The sequence below is a fragment of the Aeromonas sp. D3 genome, from assembly GCF_027705025.1.
GTDB lineage: Bacteria > Pseudomonadota > Gammaproteobacteria > Enterobacterales > Aeromonadaceae > Aeromonas > Aeromonas salmonicida.
In genome coordinates, this window is sequence record NZ_JAPDBE010000067.1 from 1 (window position 1) to 16,683 (window position 16,683).

Annotated in this window: 14 protein-coding genes; 4 read left to right on the forward strand and 10 right to left on the reverse strand. The window is 61.9% G+C overall.

Annotated features, from left to right (window positions below; all coding sequences use genetic code 11):
* Nucleotides 1-110 precede the first annotated feature (110 nt).
* From mltB to OKC28_RS22230, 8 genes are all read right to left on the reverse strand, one after another.
* Nucleotides 111-1,199, reverse strand: coding sequence for a lytic murein transglycosylase B (gene mltB / locus OKC28_RS22195; protein WP_005309722.1), 1,089 nt, complete (start codon nucleotides 1,197-1,199; stop codon nucleotides 111-113).
* A 149-nt stretch (nucleotides 1,200-1,348) separates the two neighbouring features.
* Nucleotides 1,349-1,954 carry a CDP-alcohol phosphatidyltransferase family protein gene (locus OKC28_RS22200; RefSeq protein ID WP_005309725.1) on the reverse strand — a complete coding sequence of 202 codons (606 nt, stop codon included), beginning with the start codon at nucleotides 1,952-1,954 and terminating at the stop codon, nucleotides 1,349-1,351.
* 36 nt (nucleotides 1,955-1,990) lie between these two features.
* Entirely contained in the window at nucleotides 1,991-2,626 is a 636-nt protein-coding gene (locus OKC28_RS22205) for an ATP-binding cassette domain-containing protein (protein WP_270691115.1), read from the reverse strand.
* Between the two features lie 16 nt (nucleotides 2,627-2,642).
* Nucleotides 2,643-4,325 carry an ABC transporter permease subunit gene (locus tag OKC28_RS22210; RefSeq protein ID WP_270691116.1) on the reverse strand — a complete coding sequence of 561 codons (1,683 nt, stop codon included), beginning with the start codon at nucleotides 4,323-4,325 and terminating at the stop codon, nucleotides 2,643-2,645.
* A complete protein-coding gene (locus OKC28_RS22215; RefSeq protein ID WP_270691117.1) occupies nucleotides 4,325-5,509 on the reverse strand; it encodes an ABC transporter substrate-binding protein in 1,185 nt (394 codons plus the stop codon). Before OKC28_RS22215 ends, OKC28_RS22210 begins: the two co-directional genes overlap by 1 nt.
* A gap of 22 nt (nucleotides 5,510-5,531) precedes the next feature.
* The gene (locus OKC28_RS22220) at nucleotides 5,532-7,697 is read right to left on the reverse strand and encodes an FAD-dependent oxidoreductase (protein ID WP_270691118.1); all 2,166 of its coding nucleotides are present in this window, start codon (nucleotides 7,695-7,697) and stop codon (nucleotides 5,532-5,534) included.
* A complete protein-coding gene (locus OKC28_RS22225) occupies nucleotides 7,697-8,290 on the reverse strand; it encodes a carboxymuconolactone decarboxylase family protein (RefSeq protein ID WP_005309739.1) in 594 nt (197 codons plus the stop codon). The genes OKC28_RS22220 and OKC28_RS22225 overlap by 1 nt, the downstream gene beginning before the upstream one ends.
* Entirely contained in the window at nucleotides 8,280-8,978 is a 699-nt protein-coding gene (locus OKC28_RS22230; RefSeq protein WP_125596402.1) for a DUF1499 domain-containing protein, read from the reverse strand. Before OKC28_RS22230 ends, OKC28_RS22225 begins: the two co-directional genes overlap by 11 nt.
* A gap of 51 nt (nucleotides 8,979-9,029) precedes the next feature.
* Between OKC28_RS22230 and OKC28_RS22235 the strand changes: the two genes are divergently transcribed.
* A complete protein-coding gene (locus tag OKC28_RS22235) occupies nucleotides 9,030-9,590 on the forward strand; it encodes a peptide-methionine (S)-S-oxide reductase (protein WP_270691119.1) in 561 nt (186 codons plus the stop codon).
* Nucleotides 9,591-9,610: 20 nt separating this feature from the next.
* Here OKC28_RS22235 and OKC28_RS22240 read toward each other — a convergent pair whose 3' ends face one another.
* Both OKC28_RS22240 and OKC28_RS22245 read right to left on the reverse strand, forming a co-directional pair.
* Nucleotides 9,611-9,889, reverse strand: a complete 279-nt coding sequence (locus tag OKC28_RS22240) for a peptidylprolyl isomerase (protein ID WP_005309750.1) — start codon at nucleotides 9,887-9,889, stop codon at nucleotides 9,611-9,613.
* Between the two features lie 78 nt (nucleotides 9,890-9,967).
* Entirely contained in the window at nucleotides 9,968-10,342 is a 375-nt protein-coding gene (locus OKC28_RS22245) for a hypothetical protein (protein WP_005309754.1), read from the reverse strand.
* Nucleotides 10,343-10,356: 14 nt separating this feature from the next.
* Here OKC28_RS22245 and OKC28_RS22250 point away from each other — a divergent pair, with 14 nt between their 5' ends.
* The 3 genes from OKC28_RS22250 to tamB all read left to right on the forward strand — a co-directional run bounded on the left by OKC28_RS22250 (nucleotide 10,357) and on the right by tamB (nucleotide 16,572).
* On the forward strand, nucleotides 10,357-10,650 hold the full coding sequence (locus OKC28_RS22250) for a hypothetical protein (protein WP_270691120.1): 294 nt from the start codon (nucleotides 10,357-10,359) through the stop codon (nucleotides 10,648-10,650).
* A gap of 269 nt (nucleotides 10,651-10,919) precedes the next feature.
* Nucleotides 10,920-12,695, forward strand: a complete 1,776-nt coding sequence (gene tamA / locus OKC28_RS22255; protein ID WP_265466948.1) for an autotransporter assembly complex protein TamA — start codon at nucleotides 10,920-10,922, stop codon at nucleotides 12,693-12,695.
* 61 nt (nucleotides 12,696-12,756) lie between these two features.
* The gene (gene tamB, locus OKC28_RS22260; protein WP_270691121.1) at nucleotides 12,757-16,572 is read left to right on the forward strand and encodes an autotransporter assembly complex protein TamB; all 3,816 of its coding nucleotides are present in this window, start codon (nucleotides 12,757-12,759) and stop codon (nucleotides 16,570-16,572) included.
* The last annotated feature ends 111 nt before the right edge of the window (nucleotides 16,573-16,683 follow it).

Consider the following 16,683-nt stretch of genomic DNA (forward strand, 5'->3'; position numbering starts at 1 on the left):
CAAGGCCACAGAAATACAGTGTAAAAAAAGCCAATAAAAACAATGCCAGTCAGGCTTAACTGACTGGCATTAGGCCCGCGGGGCCCGTTTTTATTGGCAAGCAGCCTGACTCAGTAACCGCCTCTGGCAGCTTTTACCGCCAGCCCCAGCTGCCACACCGCCATGGCGTAGTGGGTGCTGTGGTTGTAGCGGGTGATGGTGTAGAAATTGGGCAGGCCGTACCAGTATTGATAGCCGGTGCCGACATCCAGGCGCAGCAGGCTTGCTTCGCTGTGGTTGCCAAGGTTGCTGATGGGATTCAGACCGGCGCGGTGCAAGGTGGTTATCGGGTAACGGGTCTGAAAGCCATGCTCATAGCCGGGCAGCTGGCCCTGACCACGCACCGCTACCGGTTGACCCTGCTCCCAGCCATGCGCCTTGAAGTAGTTGGCCACGCTGCCGATGGCATCCACCGGATCCCACAAGTTGGTGTGGCCATTGCCGTCAAAGTCCACTGCGTAGCGCTGGAAGCTCGATGGCATGAACTGGCCATACCCCATGGCGCCGGCGTAGGAGCCCTTGGGTTCGGTGGGATCCATCCCCTCATCCCGGGTCATCACCAGGAAGGCCTCCAGTTCGCCGGTGAAGAATTCGGCGCGGCGCGGATAGTCGAAGGCCAGGGTCGCCAGCGCATCCAGAATGCGGGTCTTGCCCATTACCCGACCCCAGCGGGTCTCCACGCCTATGATGCCGACGATGATTTCGGGCGGCACCCCATACTCCTGCTCGGCACGGTTGAGCTCGCTCTCGTACTCACGCCAGAAGTTGACGCCGTTTTGCACGTTGTCCGGCGTGATGAACTTGGCGCGGTAGCGATTCCAGGCGCCGGTCGGTCCGATTGGCTTAGCGGTGGTGGGGGCCTGGGCATCCATCAGCCGTATTATCCAGTCATAGCGATCCGCCTGTGCCAGCAGTCGATGCAGCTCGACGCTGTCAAAACCGTGCTTCTCGACCATGCGTTGGACGAAGCTGTCCACGTTGTTGCGATTGGCGAAGTCTCCCTTGCTAACCCCTTGGCTGTAAGCAGGTTTTATTTGTGGCGTCTGATTGATGAAGGCACTTTTGAACGGCTTGGCCACGGGTTTGGGGGCAGGCGTGCTGCTGCAACCGTAGAGCAGGGGAAACAGGGAAAGAGTAAGCACGGAGACAAGGCGACGCATAAGGTTCTCATGAGCCTGAAAAAGAGTGTCGACATGGTAAAACATTGTCATCCATGCGCAAGTGCTCAGTGCATGGATGAGGGCTCAAACTCGTGGCCTGTCGATGGGTTGGTGCGCTCCGCGCCCCTATGCCCTAAGCCCGAATAACGTTACTCGCCAAGGGTATGGTAACCGCTCCAGAGCCGGGTCAGGGTGGTGACAAGACAGAGCAGGGCAAAGCCGTAGGCCAGGGTTGCAAACCCGGCAGGCCAGAGGCACATCAGCACGAACAGGGTTATGGTCTCGCTCCCCTCCGTCAGGCCCCCGAGATAGTAGAGGGACTTGTGGTGATAGACGGGATTTTCAATCCCCCGCTTGCCCGCCATGATGGCAAAGGCCAGAAAGCTCGACCCCGTACCCATGAAGGCGAACAGCAGGGTGGCGGCGGGCAGGGCGTTGGCGGGGGCGCTCAGGGCAAACCCTAGCACTACGGCGGCGTAGAAGATGAAATCGAGGGTGATGTCCAGAAAGCCGCCGCAGTCGGTGATCTTCGTCTCCCGCGCCACAGCACCATCGAGCCCGTCCAGCAGCCGGTTGAACAAGATGACGAGCAGCGCCCAGGAATAGAGCTCCAGGGCCAGCAGGGGCAGTGCCAGCATGCCGATGGCAAAGCCGGTCAGGCTTATCTGGTTGGCGCTGATCCCGGCTCGGCAGAGGGGTTTGGCCAGCCGGGTGAGGGGGCTGCGAATAAGGGGAATAAGGTGGCGATCAAACAAGATGAGTCTCCTTCGCGATCAATCAGCCGCGATCAATCAGCATAGTGGGGTGAGGTGAAGGATTGCGCCGGGGGCATCTTCCTCGTCATGGGTCACCAGAATGGCAGGGATGCCCAAGGCTGTGAGTCGCTCGAACACCAGAGTTCTGAAGGCGGCGCGCAGCGGCTTGTCGAGACGGGAGAAGGGCTCGTCCAGCAACAGGGCCCTGGGCTCTGCCAGCAAAGCCCGCAGCAGACTGACCCGCGCCCTCTGGCCGCCGGAGAGTGCTCCCGGCAGCTTGTCGGCCTGATCGACCAGCGCTACTTCTGCCAGCGTGTCCAACGCCTTTGCCCGTCTGGCCGCCGCGCCCTTGAGGGTGGCAGGCATGCCGAACATCAGGTTTTCAGCCACCGTCAGATGGGCAAACAGCAGGTCATCCTGAAACAGCATGCCGATACGCCGGGTCTGGGGAGGCAGTGAGGTGAGCAGCCGTTCACCCAGCCGTATATCCCCTTCCAGCCGGATCGGCCCCCTGGGCGGCAAGACGCCCGCCAGCGCCCCCAGTAACGAGCTCTTGCCACAACCACTGGGGCCCATCAGGGTCAGCACCTCACCGGGAGCAACCTGTAGCGCAGGCAGCGACAGCAGCAGGTTCTCATCGAGGTAGAGATGAAGTGGGGTTGTGCTTAGCATCGGCAGCTTCTCGTGTTCATCGGGCGTCCTTGAGCGCAGGGTTGAGCCGGGCTGGCAGCCAGAGTGCCAGCAGATAGATGACAAGGGGCAGCAGCAGTTGCAGCAGGCCATAGAGGCCAGCCAGCCGCCGGTTGAGGCCGCTGCCGATGGCCACCGCCTCAGTGGTGATGGTGACCACTCTGCCTGCGCCAAACAGCAGGGTTGGCAGGTATTGGGCCAGACTCACCGCTGCCCCCACCGCAAAGGCAAAGAGCAGTGGACGTGCCAGCAGGGGCCCTTTCACCCGCCACCAGACGTGCCAGGGGCTGGCCCCTAGGGTGAGCGCGGCCTGAGTGATACGCGGGTCGAACTGGCGATAGGGCCCCTGCAGGCAGAGATAGACATAGGGGAAGACAAACAGCAGTTGGCTCCAGAGCACCCAGTCCCACCCAATCCCGCCCCCCAGCCAGTCAAGCCCCAGCCGGATGCCAAACAGCAGGCTGGCCTGGGGCAGCAGCAGTGGCAAACAGATGAGCCAGAGGGGCCAGGGCCGACGGCCTTGCTGGGCCTCCAGACTCAATACCGTCATCAGCAGCGCTAGCAGCCCGCTCGCCAGTGCCAGCAGGGCACTCGTCACAAGCAGGGGCATCAGGTCGGGCAGGAGTACATGCCAATGGTGGCTGCTCCACTGACCAGGCAGCAGGTCGGGGAATGACCAGCGCCGGGTCAGCGACCAGATCACCAAGGCTGCCAGCACCGCCAGATTGATGGCCATCAGGGTAAAGGTTGTGATGCAGGTCAATCTGGCTGTCAGCGGATTTGGCCCGGTGCGCCGGCCATCGAGCCAGGCGTGCTTGCCGACAGTCGTGTGGCCCCACTCCAGCAGCCGCAAACCGGCGAGCAGCAGCAGGTTGATGGCGAGCAGCAAGAGGGCGCCGCTGGCGGTGGCGCCGCGCCAGCCAAGGTCTGGATCCTGATACCAGAGCCAGAGCCGCACGGCCAGCGGGGCAGGGGCATCGGGCCCCAGCAGCAGTGCGAGATCCACCACGGCCACCCCGTACGCGGCCACCGCATAGAGGGGCAGGCGCAGGGCGGGCCAGAGCGCAGGCAACAACAGGCGCCACCAGATCTGCGGGGCACTGAAACCCAGGCTGGCACCAAGCCACTGCTGGCGGGCCAGCTTGGCGGGTTCTTGCGCTGCCAGTGCCATCAGCAGCAGGAAAGGGGTCTCTTTGAGGATCAGCACCAGGATCAGACCCAGCCCGACAGGGTCTTTGATGGTCTGCCAGTCCGGGGGCAGCTCAAAACCGGTCAAGGAGGGAGAGACGAGCCGCAACAACCAGCCGGAGGGGGCGAGCAGGAAGGCAAAACCGATGGCAAAGGCGACATGGGGCAGCGCCAGCAGGGGGGAGAGCAGACGGCGCAGCAGCCGAAAGCTGCGGCTCTCTTCCCCGTTCTTGACGCTGTGCGCCAGCAGCAGGGCGGTCAACAGCAGGCTGCCCAGGGTGGAGGCCGCCGCAATCCAGAAGCTCAAGGCTGCCGAGTGCCAGAGCCCGTGCTGGGCCAGCAGCCGCTGAACATGCGGGCTGAGTGTCCCCTGTGTCACCAGCAGCCACAGCCCTCCCAGCAGGGGGGCGGCCAGCAGGAGGGCGCAGAGGAGGGTAAACATGGGGCGCCAGCCGAAGGTGTGGCGGATGGCGTTGCCGAGTCCTGCCGCCATCAGTGACCGTAACGCTCGGCCCAGGCCGCTTCGAGTTTGGTCTGCCAGCTGGGATGGGGTTCAGCCACCGCCTTGAAACGCAGGGCTGGTACCTGTTTGGTGGTCGCTGGCAAGGCGTCGCTGCGCAGCACGCTGGGATCGCCCCAGAAGGCGGGCTCGGCCTTGCGGGCCTGGGCTGCCGGGCTCAGCAGAAAGTTGGCCACCACCTTGGCACCTGCGCGGGCGTTGGCGTTGAAGGGGATGGCGAGAAAATGGCTGTTGGTGAGCGCCCCTTTCTCCATGGCCACGGCCACCACGCTGGGGGGCAGGGCGCCGTTTTGCACCGCACTCTGCGCTTCTTGCGGGTTGAAGCTGATGGCCATGGCCAGCTCACCGTCATCCAGCAACTGGCGGGTCTCGGCGCCGCCGGTGGGGAACAGCTTGCCCTTGCGCCAGAGTGCGGGGTGAAATGCGTCGAGCCAGACCCAGAGCGGCGCTGTGAGTCTGGCAAAATCGGCATCGGTTGCCTCTCGATAGAGGGGGGCAGGATCCGGGGTCAGCTCCAGCAATATCTGTTTGAGAAAGCTGGAACCATGAAACTGGGGCGGCTTGGGATAGCTGAAACGACCGGGATGGGCCTTGACCCAGGCGAGCAGGGCTTCTGCGGAGCGAGGGGGATTGCTCACCTCGTCCCCATTCACCATCAGGTTGAGCTGGCCTATGCCCCAGGGTGCCTCCAGCCCCTCTACCGGTACCGTGAAGTCCTCACTCACCGGCAGGCTCTTGTCCACCAGGGCCAGGTTGGGCAGCTCATGGCTGAAGGGGGCACCCAACAGCCCCTGCTCCTTGAGCGCCTTGAAATTCTCGCCGTTGACCCAGAGCAGATCGATGGGGCCGCCCGTGTTTTTGCCGGCCTGTTTGTTGGCTAGCAGCTGGCTGACGCTCTGGGCTATGTCATCCACCTTCACCTGCACCAGCTTGACCTGATACTGGCGCTCAAGCTCCTGCCCCGCCCACACCAGATAGGTGTTGATCTCCGGACTGCCGCCCCAGGCGTTGAAGTAGACGGTCTGGCCCCTCGCTTGATCAAGGGTCTGCTGCCAACGGGATCCCTCGTCGGCAGTGTCATCGGCAAAGAGTGTGCCGCTTGCCAGCAGGGGCAGGGCGCACAACAGGGATTTGAGCAAAGGCAGGGTCTTGAACATGGGCGTTACCTTGGGCAAAGGGTCAGGCGCCGCGGCGCCAGTGGTGATAACGGGCCAGCAGGGCCAGCACCCGAGTGGGCTGATGGGCCCGTTTCCATTCACCGGCCACGTACTTGTTCCCCTCCATCAGGGTGGGATAAGCGTGGATGGTGGCGAGTATCTTGCCAAGCCCCAGCTGGTGGCGCATGGCGAGCACGAATTCGGCGAGCCGCTCACCGGCGTGAGTGCCCACTATGGTGGCACCGAGGATCTTGTCTTTGCCGGGCACCGTCAGCACCTCGATAAAGCCATGGCGCTCCCCATCGGCAATGGCGCGATCCAGCTCCCCTAGCGCGAAGCGGGTCACCTCGAAGGGGATTCCTTGAGCCATGGCCTCCTTGCGGTTGAGACCCACCCTGGCAATTTCCGGGCTGGTGTAGGTCGCCGCGGGGATCACCCTGTAATCCGCCTTGAAGCGCTTGAACTGGCCGAACAGGGCATTGACGGCGGCATACCAGGCCTGATGGGCGGCAAAATGAGTGAACTGGTAGGGGCCTGCCACATCGCCCACCGCCAGTATGCTTGGGTAGTTGGTGGCGAGAAAACCATCGACAGCAATGGTGCCGCGAGGCGCCAGCTCGACCCCCAGCGTTTCGAGGCCGAAGCCGCTGACATTTGCAACCCGTCCCAGTGCCAGCAGCAGTTGATCCCCTTCAACCATCAGGCGTTGATCGTCCCGACACAGGTGGAGCCGGATGGGGAGGTGTTCCCCTTGCTCACTCCCTTCTTGCGGCACATAGTCGACCCGCTCGGCACGCCAGCCGGTGAGCAGGGTGACGCCGTCCGCCACCATCTGGTGTTGCAGGGCATCGGCTACGTCGCGCTCTTCACGAGGCAGCAGCTGATCGGCCAGCTCCACTTGGGTGACCGGGATGCCAAGCAGGGCAAAACTCTGGGCAAGCTCGCAGCCAATGGGGCCGCCGCCCAGCACCAGCAGGCGGCGGGGCGGGGTGCGCAGCTGCCAGAGGGTATCCGAGGTGAGATAAGGCACCTGATCCAGTCCCGGCAGGCTGGGCACCAGGGGCCTGGCCCCGGTGGCGAGCACGATATGGCGGCTGGTTAGGCGTCGGCCATTCACCTCCACCTCCCAGGGGGAGACCAGTTTTGCTTCGCCCTCGATGCACTCCACGCCCAGGCCCTGATAGCGTTCCACCGAGTCGTGAGGTTCGACCTCCTTGATCACCTGTGCCACCCGCGCCATCACGGCGGCAAAATCGGCGCGGGAGTGACTCGGGCTAAAACCCAGTTCCCCGGCCCTGCGCTGTTCGGCGGCAAAGCGGCTACTTCGGATCAGCGCCTTGGAGGGAACGCAGCCGGTATTGAGGCAGTCCCCGCCCATCCTGTGCTTCTCGACAAGCGCCACCTTGGCCTTCACCGCCGCGGCAATGTAGCTGGTCACCAGGCCGCCGGCGCCGGCACCTATCACCAGCAGGTTGTAGTCATAGCGGCTTGGCTTTTGATAGGGGGCATGGAGGCGACGCTGGGCCAGCCATGTCATCGCCCTCTTCATCAAAAAGGGCATCAGTCCCAGCAAGGTCAGCGCCACCATCAGGCCGGGGGAGAGAATATTGCCCGTGCTGGTGAGGGTCGCCAGCTCACTCCCCGCCAGCACATAGACGAAGGTGCCGGGCAGCATGCCAAGCTGGCTCACCCAGTAGTAGGTACTGACTCTGATGGGGGTGAGCCCCATCAACAGATTGACCAGAAAGAAGGGGAAGAGCGGGATGAGGCGCAGGCTCAGCAGGTAGGCGGCGCCGTCTTTTGCCATGCCGGCCTGAAACGTGGCCAGCTTGTCGCCAAAGTGCCTGAGCACCCAGTCGCGCAGCAGAAAGCGGGCGCTGAGAAAAGCCAGTGTCGCTCCGATCGTACTGGCAAAGGAGACCAGCAGCAGCCCCCAGCCAATGCCGAATACAGCGCTGCCCCCCAGGGTGAGCAGGCTGGCGCCGGGCAGTGAGATAGCGGTACTGATCACATAGAGAGCCACAAACAGCAGGCAGGCGGCGACAAAATGGGTGTTGACCAGTTGTGCCAGTGCATCCTGGTGGGCCTGCAACTGGGACAGGCTCAGGTAGCGGCCGAGATCGAGGGTGAAAAAGGCGCCAATCAGGCAACCCATTACCAGCAGGAGCAGCAGGCGGGCGCGCTTCATCAGGCGTCCTTGCCGGGCTGCTGTTCTTGAGCTGCCACGGGGCGCTCAGGTTGCACCGGCAACTGGCAGAAACCCTGGGGGGCAATATCGAGGGCCGCATTGAACTTGGCCGACATGTTCTGGAAGGCGACAAGACCGGTCAGCTCCACCATTGCATCGTCATCGAACCAGGGCTTGAGGCGAGCCGCCTGCTCGTCGCTCACCCCATCCAGTCCTGTCATGGCTTCGGTGTAGTCGAGCACCGCCTTTTCCCGTTCGTCGAACAGGGGGCTGGTGCGCCAGTGGGCCAGCGCCTCCACCTTGTCGCTGGAGCCCGCTCGCTTGATGAGGGTCATGGCGTTGATGTCGACGCAGAAACGGCACCAGTTTAGCTGGGAGACCCTGACCGTCACCAGGGAGCGCAGCACGGGATCGATGGGAGAGCGTTTGCGGTTGATGACGCCATACAGGGTGGCCACGGCGGCAAACAGCCGTGGTGAGCGGCCCCAGCATTTGCCCGGGATCAGCACCTGACCGTAGTTGCGTTTTTGCAGCCAGAAAAAGGGGCGGATAAACCAGGCATATTCCCGGTCCGGTTTGACCTCAACGCGCATACTGATCCTCTTCAATTTTCTTCATCTTGGGTTTATAGGCGCCGCCTAACCGTTCGTTGAGCAGATCCAGAAATGCATGGATCCGTGCCCGATTCGCCCCTAGATCGCTGCGCCCCTGACGGGAGGCAGAGCGCATGTCGACTCGGGTCTCCTTGGGGCCCGCAAAGACCCTCAAAGCCACGTCATCCTGAAAGCCGAACCAGCGAGAGGTGACGACGGCATCAATGCCGGTTGGGCTCGGTCGTTGCTGCCAGCCGAGCTCTTCCATCAGCTCGCTCGCTTCCGTGATCACCTCGACCGGGGAGGCTCTGGTATAGAGAGGACCGGGATTCTTCTCAAATACTTGCAAGGGGGCCGGATTTATCGGCAGATCCTGCGGGCTTCTCAGTTCGGCAGCCCAGGCAAGGGCGGGGGGATGATAGGGATCCGTGCTGACATCGTTGGTCAGCGGCATGCGCAGTGCTTGCACCACAAACAGCAGGGGCAGCAACAGGGGAACTATGCCCCACAGGCTTGGCACCTTGTGCCGGCTCCAGGGCAGGCGCAGCAAGAGACCAAGGGCGATCAGGGCGCTGACGAGACAGAGGGCAAAGCCTGCCCACCAGGGCCAGAGATGCATGCGACTGCCGAGGGCGCCAGCGAGGGGCAGCATCCAGGCCAGCAGTGGCCACCACAAATAACTGGGCATAACGGGGATCCACTGGTTATGATGGACATGTGCCCAGAAGGATAAACTTAATTGACTGATAACGTTAGTAAATTTATCTCAATCCTGCTGTTTTTCCAAAGCACTCCGCTCTGGGCGGACACGGCTGTCATGGCGGCGGGGGACATGTGGCGCGCCGAGATCATTTATGAAGCCGTGCCCGGCGTGACCCGGGTCGAGCCCGGTTATGTCACACCCGAGCTGAAAGGAAAGCCGGACGCTGAAAAGAGGGCGCTGCGGCGTCAGGCGGTACGCATCGAATACGATCCGGCTATGGTGGGATATGGGGATCTGCTCAATATTTTCTGGCAACTGGTGGATGGCAGTGATGGGGGCGGGCAATATTGCAACCGTGGTCAGGCATTTGCCCCTGCGCTGTTGCCAAGGGATGATTTTCAATGGCGTCTGGCTGACATCAGCCTGACCCGCTGGCAGGCCCTGCATGGTCGGGCTAGCCGGGTATCGCTCTGGCCGGATAGCAAGTTCACGCCGGCACCCGAGATGGATAACTGGGCACAACGCCATCCCTGGCGCTTTGGCTTCTATGCCCGCCGGTGCGGCGGTTGGCCTCTGGTGTTGTCACCCGAGCTCTGAGCCTTCCGTTTATGAGCTAGTCAGTTGCGGTATAGCACCTTGATGAGGTGAAAGCCGAACTTGGTGCGCACAGGGCCGAGTACGGTCAGCAGTTCCCCCTTGAACACGGCATCGTCAAACGGCTTGACCATGTCACCCTTCGAAAACTCCCCCAGATCCCCCGAGCGTTTGGATGAGGCGCAGGTGGAGAAGCGCTTGGCCATCTGGCCAAAGTCGGCTCCCTTAGCAAGTTTCTCCTTGATCTCCAGACACTGCTTCTCGGTCTTGACCAGGATGTGCTGGGCACAGGCTTTCTTCATTCGGGTGCTCCTCGGCGGATGGCAAATCGGGGCGCAAGATTACCCCAATTCATTGCACACGTCAGCCGGACTCTGGCATTAGCCACGCAGGTGAGCCGTCAGATGCGCCCTTGGGCGTGATTGCCACAGTATCTCCAGGCCCAGCAGGGCATGCAGGCTCCAGATGGCCAGGGGGTTGAGCCAGTTGCCACCCAGTTGCAGGGTGGCCAGCGCACTGCCCGCCAGCAGCAGGGTGACACCCGGCAGGCGCCAGTGTGCCGGCAGCGGTGCCAGCATGGCTAGCCCCAGCAAAATGGCGAGCCCGAACGGCAGATTGAGCGCGGTAAAGGCCAGCGCCTGCTGGCCGTTCATGCCCGTCAGCAAGGCCAGCATGGCGCTGCAACAGGCGAGAAAAGTGATGAACTCGAGGCGATCGGCAATATAGTCAGCCATCTGTTCGCTACGTGCATGCATGATGTGTCCCCTCAATGAATAACGCCAAGGCTGGCGAAGATGATGTGCGTCCCTTTGTTGATAGACCCAGTGTGGTGGAGGGAGAGGCAAGGTGGCAGCGGGATAAATCGATTGAGGTGAACGAGGCTTTGATTATTGTTACTCAACCAATTGATTTATATCGTCTAAATAGACATGCCTTCAAGGGAGGGGGACGCCAGGGCCAGTGTTTGGGGGCAGGCCATGAGGGCGGTGATGTCATTTTGACCGTTTGCCGACAATGGATGTCGCATCATCCGGAGCGCCTTGAGAGTGGGCCCCTGGCGTGAATCGCCGTCGTTGAGGCGGTACTTCATGGCCTGACGGGCGAGGAATTCCCCTTATTACCCGCAATGGCGCAGGTCAGCGTGGCCGGCGCGGGGGTAAAGGGGGTCACCCGGTCGGCAAAGGCTTCAATAATATGGTGAATTTCAATGCCACCCCGCTCTGATGTTGGGCTGGGGATATGCTAGGATGAGGCGCGCTTGCCATCGAGTGGGCCTCATTATCGTTCTGAATACTGCATTATTTTAATCATGTTCTTCGGGGAAATTGACGTTTGACAGGATGCAATCCGCCCCTGCCAGCAGGGATCTCACCGCCCGGACGGGCGTTCCGTCGCGGGCTTCGTGCACTTGGCCTGAGCCTCTGTCTGCTGCTGGTTGTCACGCCCGCCATGGCGGCCAAGCTCACCTATCAGATCAAGGGTCTGAGAGGGGATAACAAGAGCAACGTTGAAGCCTACCTCAATGCCCTGCCTGTCTATCAGGAACGCCAGTTCCGCCCCGCGCGCGCCAAGATCACCGAGAGCGTGCAAAAAGCCTTGCAGGTCTATGGCTACTATCAGCCCAAGATCACCCTGAGTCGCGACAAGCAGACTCCCTCCAAGGTGGTGATAGAGGTGGATCCGGGCAAGCCTGTCATCATCTCTCGGCTCGATATTTTGCTGGAAGGGGACGCGGGCAGCGACGAGGTTTACAGCGAGCTGCTGGACAAGCTGCCCTTGAAAGAGGGCGATGCCCTCAACCACGGCAAGTACGAATCCATCAAGGCGGATCTGGGTAACCTGGGGCTGGCCCGGGGTTATTTCGATGCCAAGATCAGCAAGAGCCAGGTCAAGGTGTTCCCGGATCAGGGCACGGCCGAAATCTTCATCCTGTTCCGCTCCGGCCCCCGCTATCACTTTGGCGAGATCCACTACGACGCCACACCGGAGGCGCTGCGCCTCATTCGACCGCTCATCAACATCAAGCGTGGCGACCCTTATCTGGCGATCCGGATGGCCGAGATGTCGCAGGATGTCTCCTCCACCAAGCTGTTCAAGCAGGTGGATATCAAGCCCATGATCAGTCAGGCCGAGGGCAACCGTGTGCCTGTGCAGGTCACCTTGTCCAACCGGGTTGACCACGAGATAGAGACGGGGGTCGGCTTTGCCACTGACGTGGGCCCGCGCATGAGTGCCACCTGGGAGAAGCCCTGGGTCAACCGCTATGGTCACCGTCTCAACGCGACCGCCAATGTCTCCGCCCCTCAGGCCGATCTCAGCTTCGATTACCAGATCCCGGTGGGCAACCCGCTACGGGATTACTACTCCCTGCAAACCGGTTATCGCTATACCAACAACAATGACACCCGCTCCGATCTCGCCACCTTCAGCGTCCACCGCTGGACGCGGCGTCCGGAGACATGGGACCGTGATGTCTTCATCCGGCTTGAAAACGAAAGCTATGTGCAGGGCAAGGATGAAGGGAACAGCTTGCTGCTGATCCCCGGCGTCTCCTGGTCGCGGCTGCGGGTGCGAGGTGGTCTGGTACCGGACTGGGGTGATCGCCAGCAACTGACCCTGGAGTTTTCCGACCCTTACTGGGGATCGGATATCAGCTTCATGCGGGTGTGGGGCCGCAGCAAGTGGCTGCGAACCCTGGGGGATGATCACCGCTTCCTGCTGCGGGCCGAGCAGGGCGCCATCATAGGGGACAGCTTCTCGCTGGTACCCCCTTCCTTGCGCTTCTTTACCGGGGGCGATCAGACGGTACGTGGCTACGGCTATGAGACCATCTCGCCGCGAGACAGTGATGGCAAGTTGCTGGGGGGGCGCTACGTGAGCGCCGCCAGTGCCGAATACAACTACCGGTTCAGCGACAAGTGGCTCGGCGCCCTGTTCGTGGATGGCGGCACGGCAACCGAAGATTACAGCGAAGCCTGGAAGATAGGGACAGGTGTCGGCGTACGCTGGGTGACCCCCATAGGTCAGGTCAGGCTCGATCTGGCGGTGGGCATTTCCGAGGAAGACAAGCCGCTGCGGCTGCATTTCGCGCTGGGGCCTGAATTATGATTTCGTTTGAACGCACGTTTCTTTGGCCGCTGCGGCTGCATGTTTCGCGGGGGTCTGCACTGTGATCTGGGTAAAACGCATTTTTCTCTGGCTGATGGGGCTGGTCTTCTTGCTGCTCATCGGCGTCAGCCTGCTGGGGTTCACCCACCAGGGCAACAAGTGGCTGTGGTTGCAGGCCAGGGCTGCGCTGCCTTCTCTCAAGGGGGAGCTGGTGGCTGGCCAACTGGGTTACGGCTGGACTCTGGAAGGGGTCGGCTGGCAGGATGAACTGGTGGATGTCACTGTGGATCGGGCCGTGCTCGACTGGGATCTGGGCAAGCTGCTGCAGGGCAAGCTCTGGATAAAATCCCTGTCGGTTACCCATCCCGTGGTGAAGGTTGCCGAGTCTGAACCGACCCCGGAAACGCCATCGGAGCCTTTTGTCTGGCGGCCCTTGCCGCTGAAAATCCAGATCGACAGCCTCAAGGTGGCAGATCTGGATCTGGCGGTACCCGGGGTCGCGGTAACCCTCACGTCGCTGGATATCGGTGCCTCCCTCAATCGCAAGGGGCTCATAGTGCGTGGGCCCGTGCTCGATGGTCTGAGCGTGATCCTGACCGAGACACCGCCCGCCAATGCAGCCAAGCCAGCAGCAGACAAGGCTGCCAGGGAGAAAGCGACCAAAGACAAGGCGACTGCAGACAAGGCCGCCACCCAACCCATGCTGAGCACCAAGGCGCAGCAGGCGGGCAAGGGCAAGGCAGAGCAGGCTGCACCCATAACCTTGCCTGCCATTCACTTGCCATTCCCGATCCAGCTGGAAGGTTTGCATGCCACCAAGCTGCACTACCAGCAAGGGGAGCTGATCGAAGGGCTCGATTTTCTGCGGTTGTCGGCCACGGCAAAAGAGGAGCGCATCGATGTGCGCGAGCTCTCCCTGCGCCATGCCATGGCGGATCTGGCGCTCAAGGGCCATGTCCGGCTGACCGAGGATTATCCGCTGGCGTTGACCCTGGATGCCAAAGCCCGCAAGGGATTGCTGGATGGTGAACTGAAAGGGGAGCAGGCGACCCTGACCCTGGGTGGCTCCGTGGGCAAGCTGGCGCTGGCACTGCAAGCCAAGGGGCCTGTGGCCGCCAACCTCAAGGGGTCATTGGCTCCCCTCAACCCTGACTTGCCGTTTGACCTGGCGCTGGAGTGGAAGCGCCTCGGCTGGCCCCTGCACACTGTCAACAAACAAGCAGCCAAGGACGAGCCCGGCTATCAGCTGGACAAGGGCAGCCTGACCGCCAAGGGCAAGCTCTCTGCCTACCAATTTGCCTTGAATACCGCCGGCAAAGGCACGGATGTGCCCCCCTTCAAGCTGGCGCTGACGGGCAAGGGGGATCTGGAACAACTCAACCAGATAAACCTGCTGCTCAACGCCCTGAAGGGGGAGCTCAAGCTCGATGGCAAGCTGGCCTGGAACAAGGGGGTTCGCTGGCAGGGCACCACCGAATTCAAGGAGATCAATCCCGCCGAACTGGTGCCTGAACTCAAGGGCAAGCTGGCGGGCAAGATAGTCAGCCGTTTCGAGCTGAGCGAAGCGGGTCACTGGCAGTTGCAACTGCCCGAGCTGAAAGTCGAGGGCAAGCTTAATCAGTATCCGCTCGCCATCCAGGGCGAGCTCAGCGGCAACGACAAGATGGAGTGGCAGATCCCGGCTCTCGCGCTGCAAAGCGGTCCCAACCGGTTGCAGGCCAAGGGCAGCCTCAGCCAGCAGGCGTGGCGACTGGATGCGGATCTCGATGCCCCCAATCTGACGGGGCTCTATCCTGGCCTGAAAGGGGACATAAAGGGACAGGTGCGTCTGACCGGTAATCAGAAAGCGCCGCGGGTCACCACTGAACTGGTCTCCAGCCGTCTCTATTATGCGGGCACGGATCTGAAAGGGATCGCCATCAAGGGCAATGCCCTGGTCGGTGACAAGCCGGCCGGTGAACTGGCGCTGACGGTGGCGAGTCTGGTGCAGGGAAAAACCACCCTCAGTCAGCTGGCCCTGACGCTCAGTGGCGACCTCAACCAACATGTGCTGAGTCTGACCATGAAGGGCGATCCGGTTGCGGCCAACCTAAACCTGAGCGGCGGGCTGCGCGGAGATCGCTGGCGTGGTGCCTTGTCGGAGCTCAAGCTGAAGACGCCATTGCGGCGCTGGGAGCTGACCGACCCCTGGGCCCTTGATCTCGATCTGCCACGCCAGCGGCTGACCATGCGGGATCTCTGCCTGACTTCCCAGGGGGCCAGCCTCTGCGTCAAGGGGAGCCAGGTCTCGGCCCAGCAAGGAAGCCTGGAGTTTGCCCTAAGCGAGTTTGACCTTAAGCGCCTGCGTCCCTGGCTGCCGGAAAACTTCCGCTGGCAGGCGGTACTCTCAGCCGATGGTCGCGCCAGCTGGCGTGGCAAGCAGCCGACACTGCACGCCAATGTGCGCACCACACCGGGCACCTTCGTGGCTGACGGGCTCAAGACCGATTATCAGCGCCTCGAACTGGGAGTGGATTTTGAACGCCAGCAGGCGGCGATCCGGCTTGACTTCGTCTCCAAACAGATAGGTCATATCGACACCGATCTGCTGATCAAGGATCCGGCCGGTCGTGGCACTCTGTCGGGCCAGCTCAAGTTTGATGACCTCAAGCTGACGACGTTTGCACCCCTCATTCCCGAGGTGCGCTCCCTGCAGGGGGTCATCTCGGCCGATGCCCGCTTCGATGGCACACTGGCGTCCCCTCTGCTGTTCGGTCAGCTCAACCTGCTCGATGGAGAGGTGCAGACCCACTCCGACATGGTGACCCTCTCCAAGCTGGTGACCCACCTCAAGATAGAAGGCAACCGGGCCGAGCTCGACGGTACCATGCTGGTGGGTAAGGGCCCGCTGGCGCTAGGTGGCTGGCTGAGCTGGGCCAGCATGCCGGTGACGGGCAGTCTCACCATTCAGGGCAAGGAGCTGGAAGCCCAGTATCCGGGTATGGGACGGGTACGGCTCTCCCCCGACATCGCCATCTCGCTGGGAGAGGAGACCCTAGTCAGTGGTCAGGTCGATATTCCCTGGGCGCGGATCCTGGTCAAGAGCCTGCCGGAGAGTGCTGTCTCTGTCTCCGACGATGTGACCGTGATCTATGACGACCTGCCGCCTGTGCCCAAGGCGGCGCCGCTGCCGATGGCCATCAAGCTGGCCATTCGGCTCGGGGACGACGTTCGGCTCGATGCCATGGGGCTCAAGACCCGGGTGGGCGGCGGCATCAATATCAGCCAGCAGCCTTCCCGGCCACTGGCGGGCAATGGTCAGCTGGTGCTCAACGATGGTCGCTTCAGGGCTTATGGCCAGAACCTCATCATCAAGGATGGCCGCATCCTCTTCTCAGGCCCGCTCGATCGACCCTTCCTCAACATAGAGGCCTATCGGGATCCGGATACCATAGAGGACAAGGTGACGGTCGGGGTGCGGGTGACAGGGCCGGCGAGCAAGCCCAAGATCACCGTCTATTCCGAGCCGCAGATGGCGCAATCCGAACAGCTCTCCTATCTGCTGCGCGGCAAGGGCCTGCAGACCAGTGGTGAAGATGGTGGTTTCAACGGCCTGCTGGTGGCCGGTGCCGTCAGCCAGGCCAATGGCGTGGTCTCCAGCCTGGGAGAATCCCTCGGCATGAGCGATGTGGCGCTCGATACCGCCGGCAGTGGCAACAACACTCAGGTGACCCTGTCGGCCTATCTGTTGCCCGGTTTGCAGTTCCAGTACGGGGTCGGTGTGTTCAGCCCCATCGCCGAGTTCAAACTGCGTTACGAGCTGATGCCCAGACTCTATCTGCAGGCCATGAGCGGCGTCGCCCAGGCGGTGGACATCTTCTACCGCTTCACCCTGTAGGGCAGGGGGATGCAAAAACGGGAGGCCTTGGCCTTAATGCCGATCAGTTAAGGATCCATTGACCGATCCTGCTGATGTGTAAAAATCCGAAACCTATTGATTGGTTTCGGA

Coding starts and splice junctions, on each gene's coding strand:
- mltB (WP_005309722.1), bottom strand. CDS start 1,199: ATGCGTCGCCTTGTCTCCGTGCTTACTCTTTCCCTGTTTCCCCTGCTC.
- OKC28_RS22205 (WP_270691115.1), bottom strand. CDS start 2,626: ATGCTAAGCACAACCCCACTTCATCTCTACCTCGATGAGAACCTGCTG.
- OKC28_RS22210 (WP_270691116.1), bottom strand. CDS start 4,325: ATGGCGGCAGGACTCGGCAACGCCATCCGCCACACCTTCGGCTGGCGC.
- OKC28_RS22215 (WP_270691117.1), bottom strand. CDS start 5,509: ATGTTCAAGACCCTGCCTTTGCTCAAATCCCTGTTGTGCGCCCTGCCC.
- OKC28_RS22220 (WP_270691118.1), bottom strand. CDS start 7,697: ATGAAGCGCGCCCGCCTGCTGCTCCTGCTGGTAATGGGTTGCCTGATT.
- OKC28_RS22225 (WP_005309739.1), bottom strand. CDS start 8,290: ATGCGCGTTGAGGTCAAACCGGACCGGGAATATGCCTGGTTTATCCGC.
- OKC28_RS22230 (WP_125596402.1), bottom strand. CDS start 8,978: ATGCCCAGTTATTTGTGGTGGCCACTGCTGGCCTGGATGCTGCCCCTC.
- OKC28_RS22240 (WP_005309750.1), bottom strand. CDS start 9,889: ATGAAGAAAGCCTGTGCCCAGCACATCCTGGTCAAGACCGAGAAGCAG.
- OKC28_RS22245 (WP_005309754.1), bottom strand. CDS start 10,342: ATGCATGCACGTAGCGAACAGATGGCTGACTATATTGCCGATCGCCTC.
- OKC28_RS22250 (WP_270691120.1), top strand. CDS start 10,357: ATGAATAACGCCAAGGCTGGCGAAGATGATGTGCGTCCCTTTGTTGAT.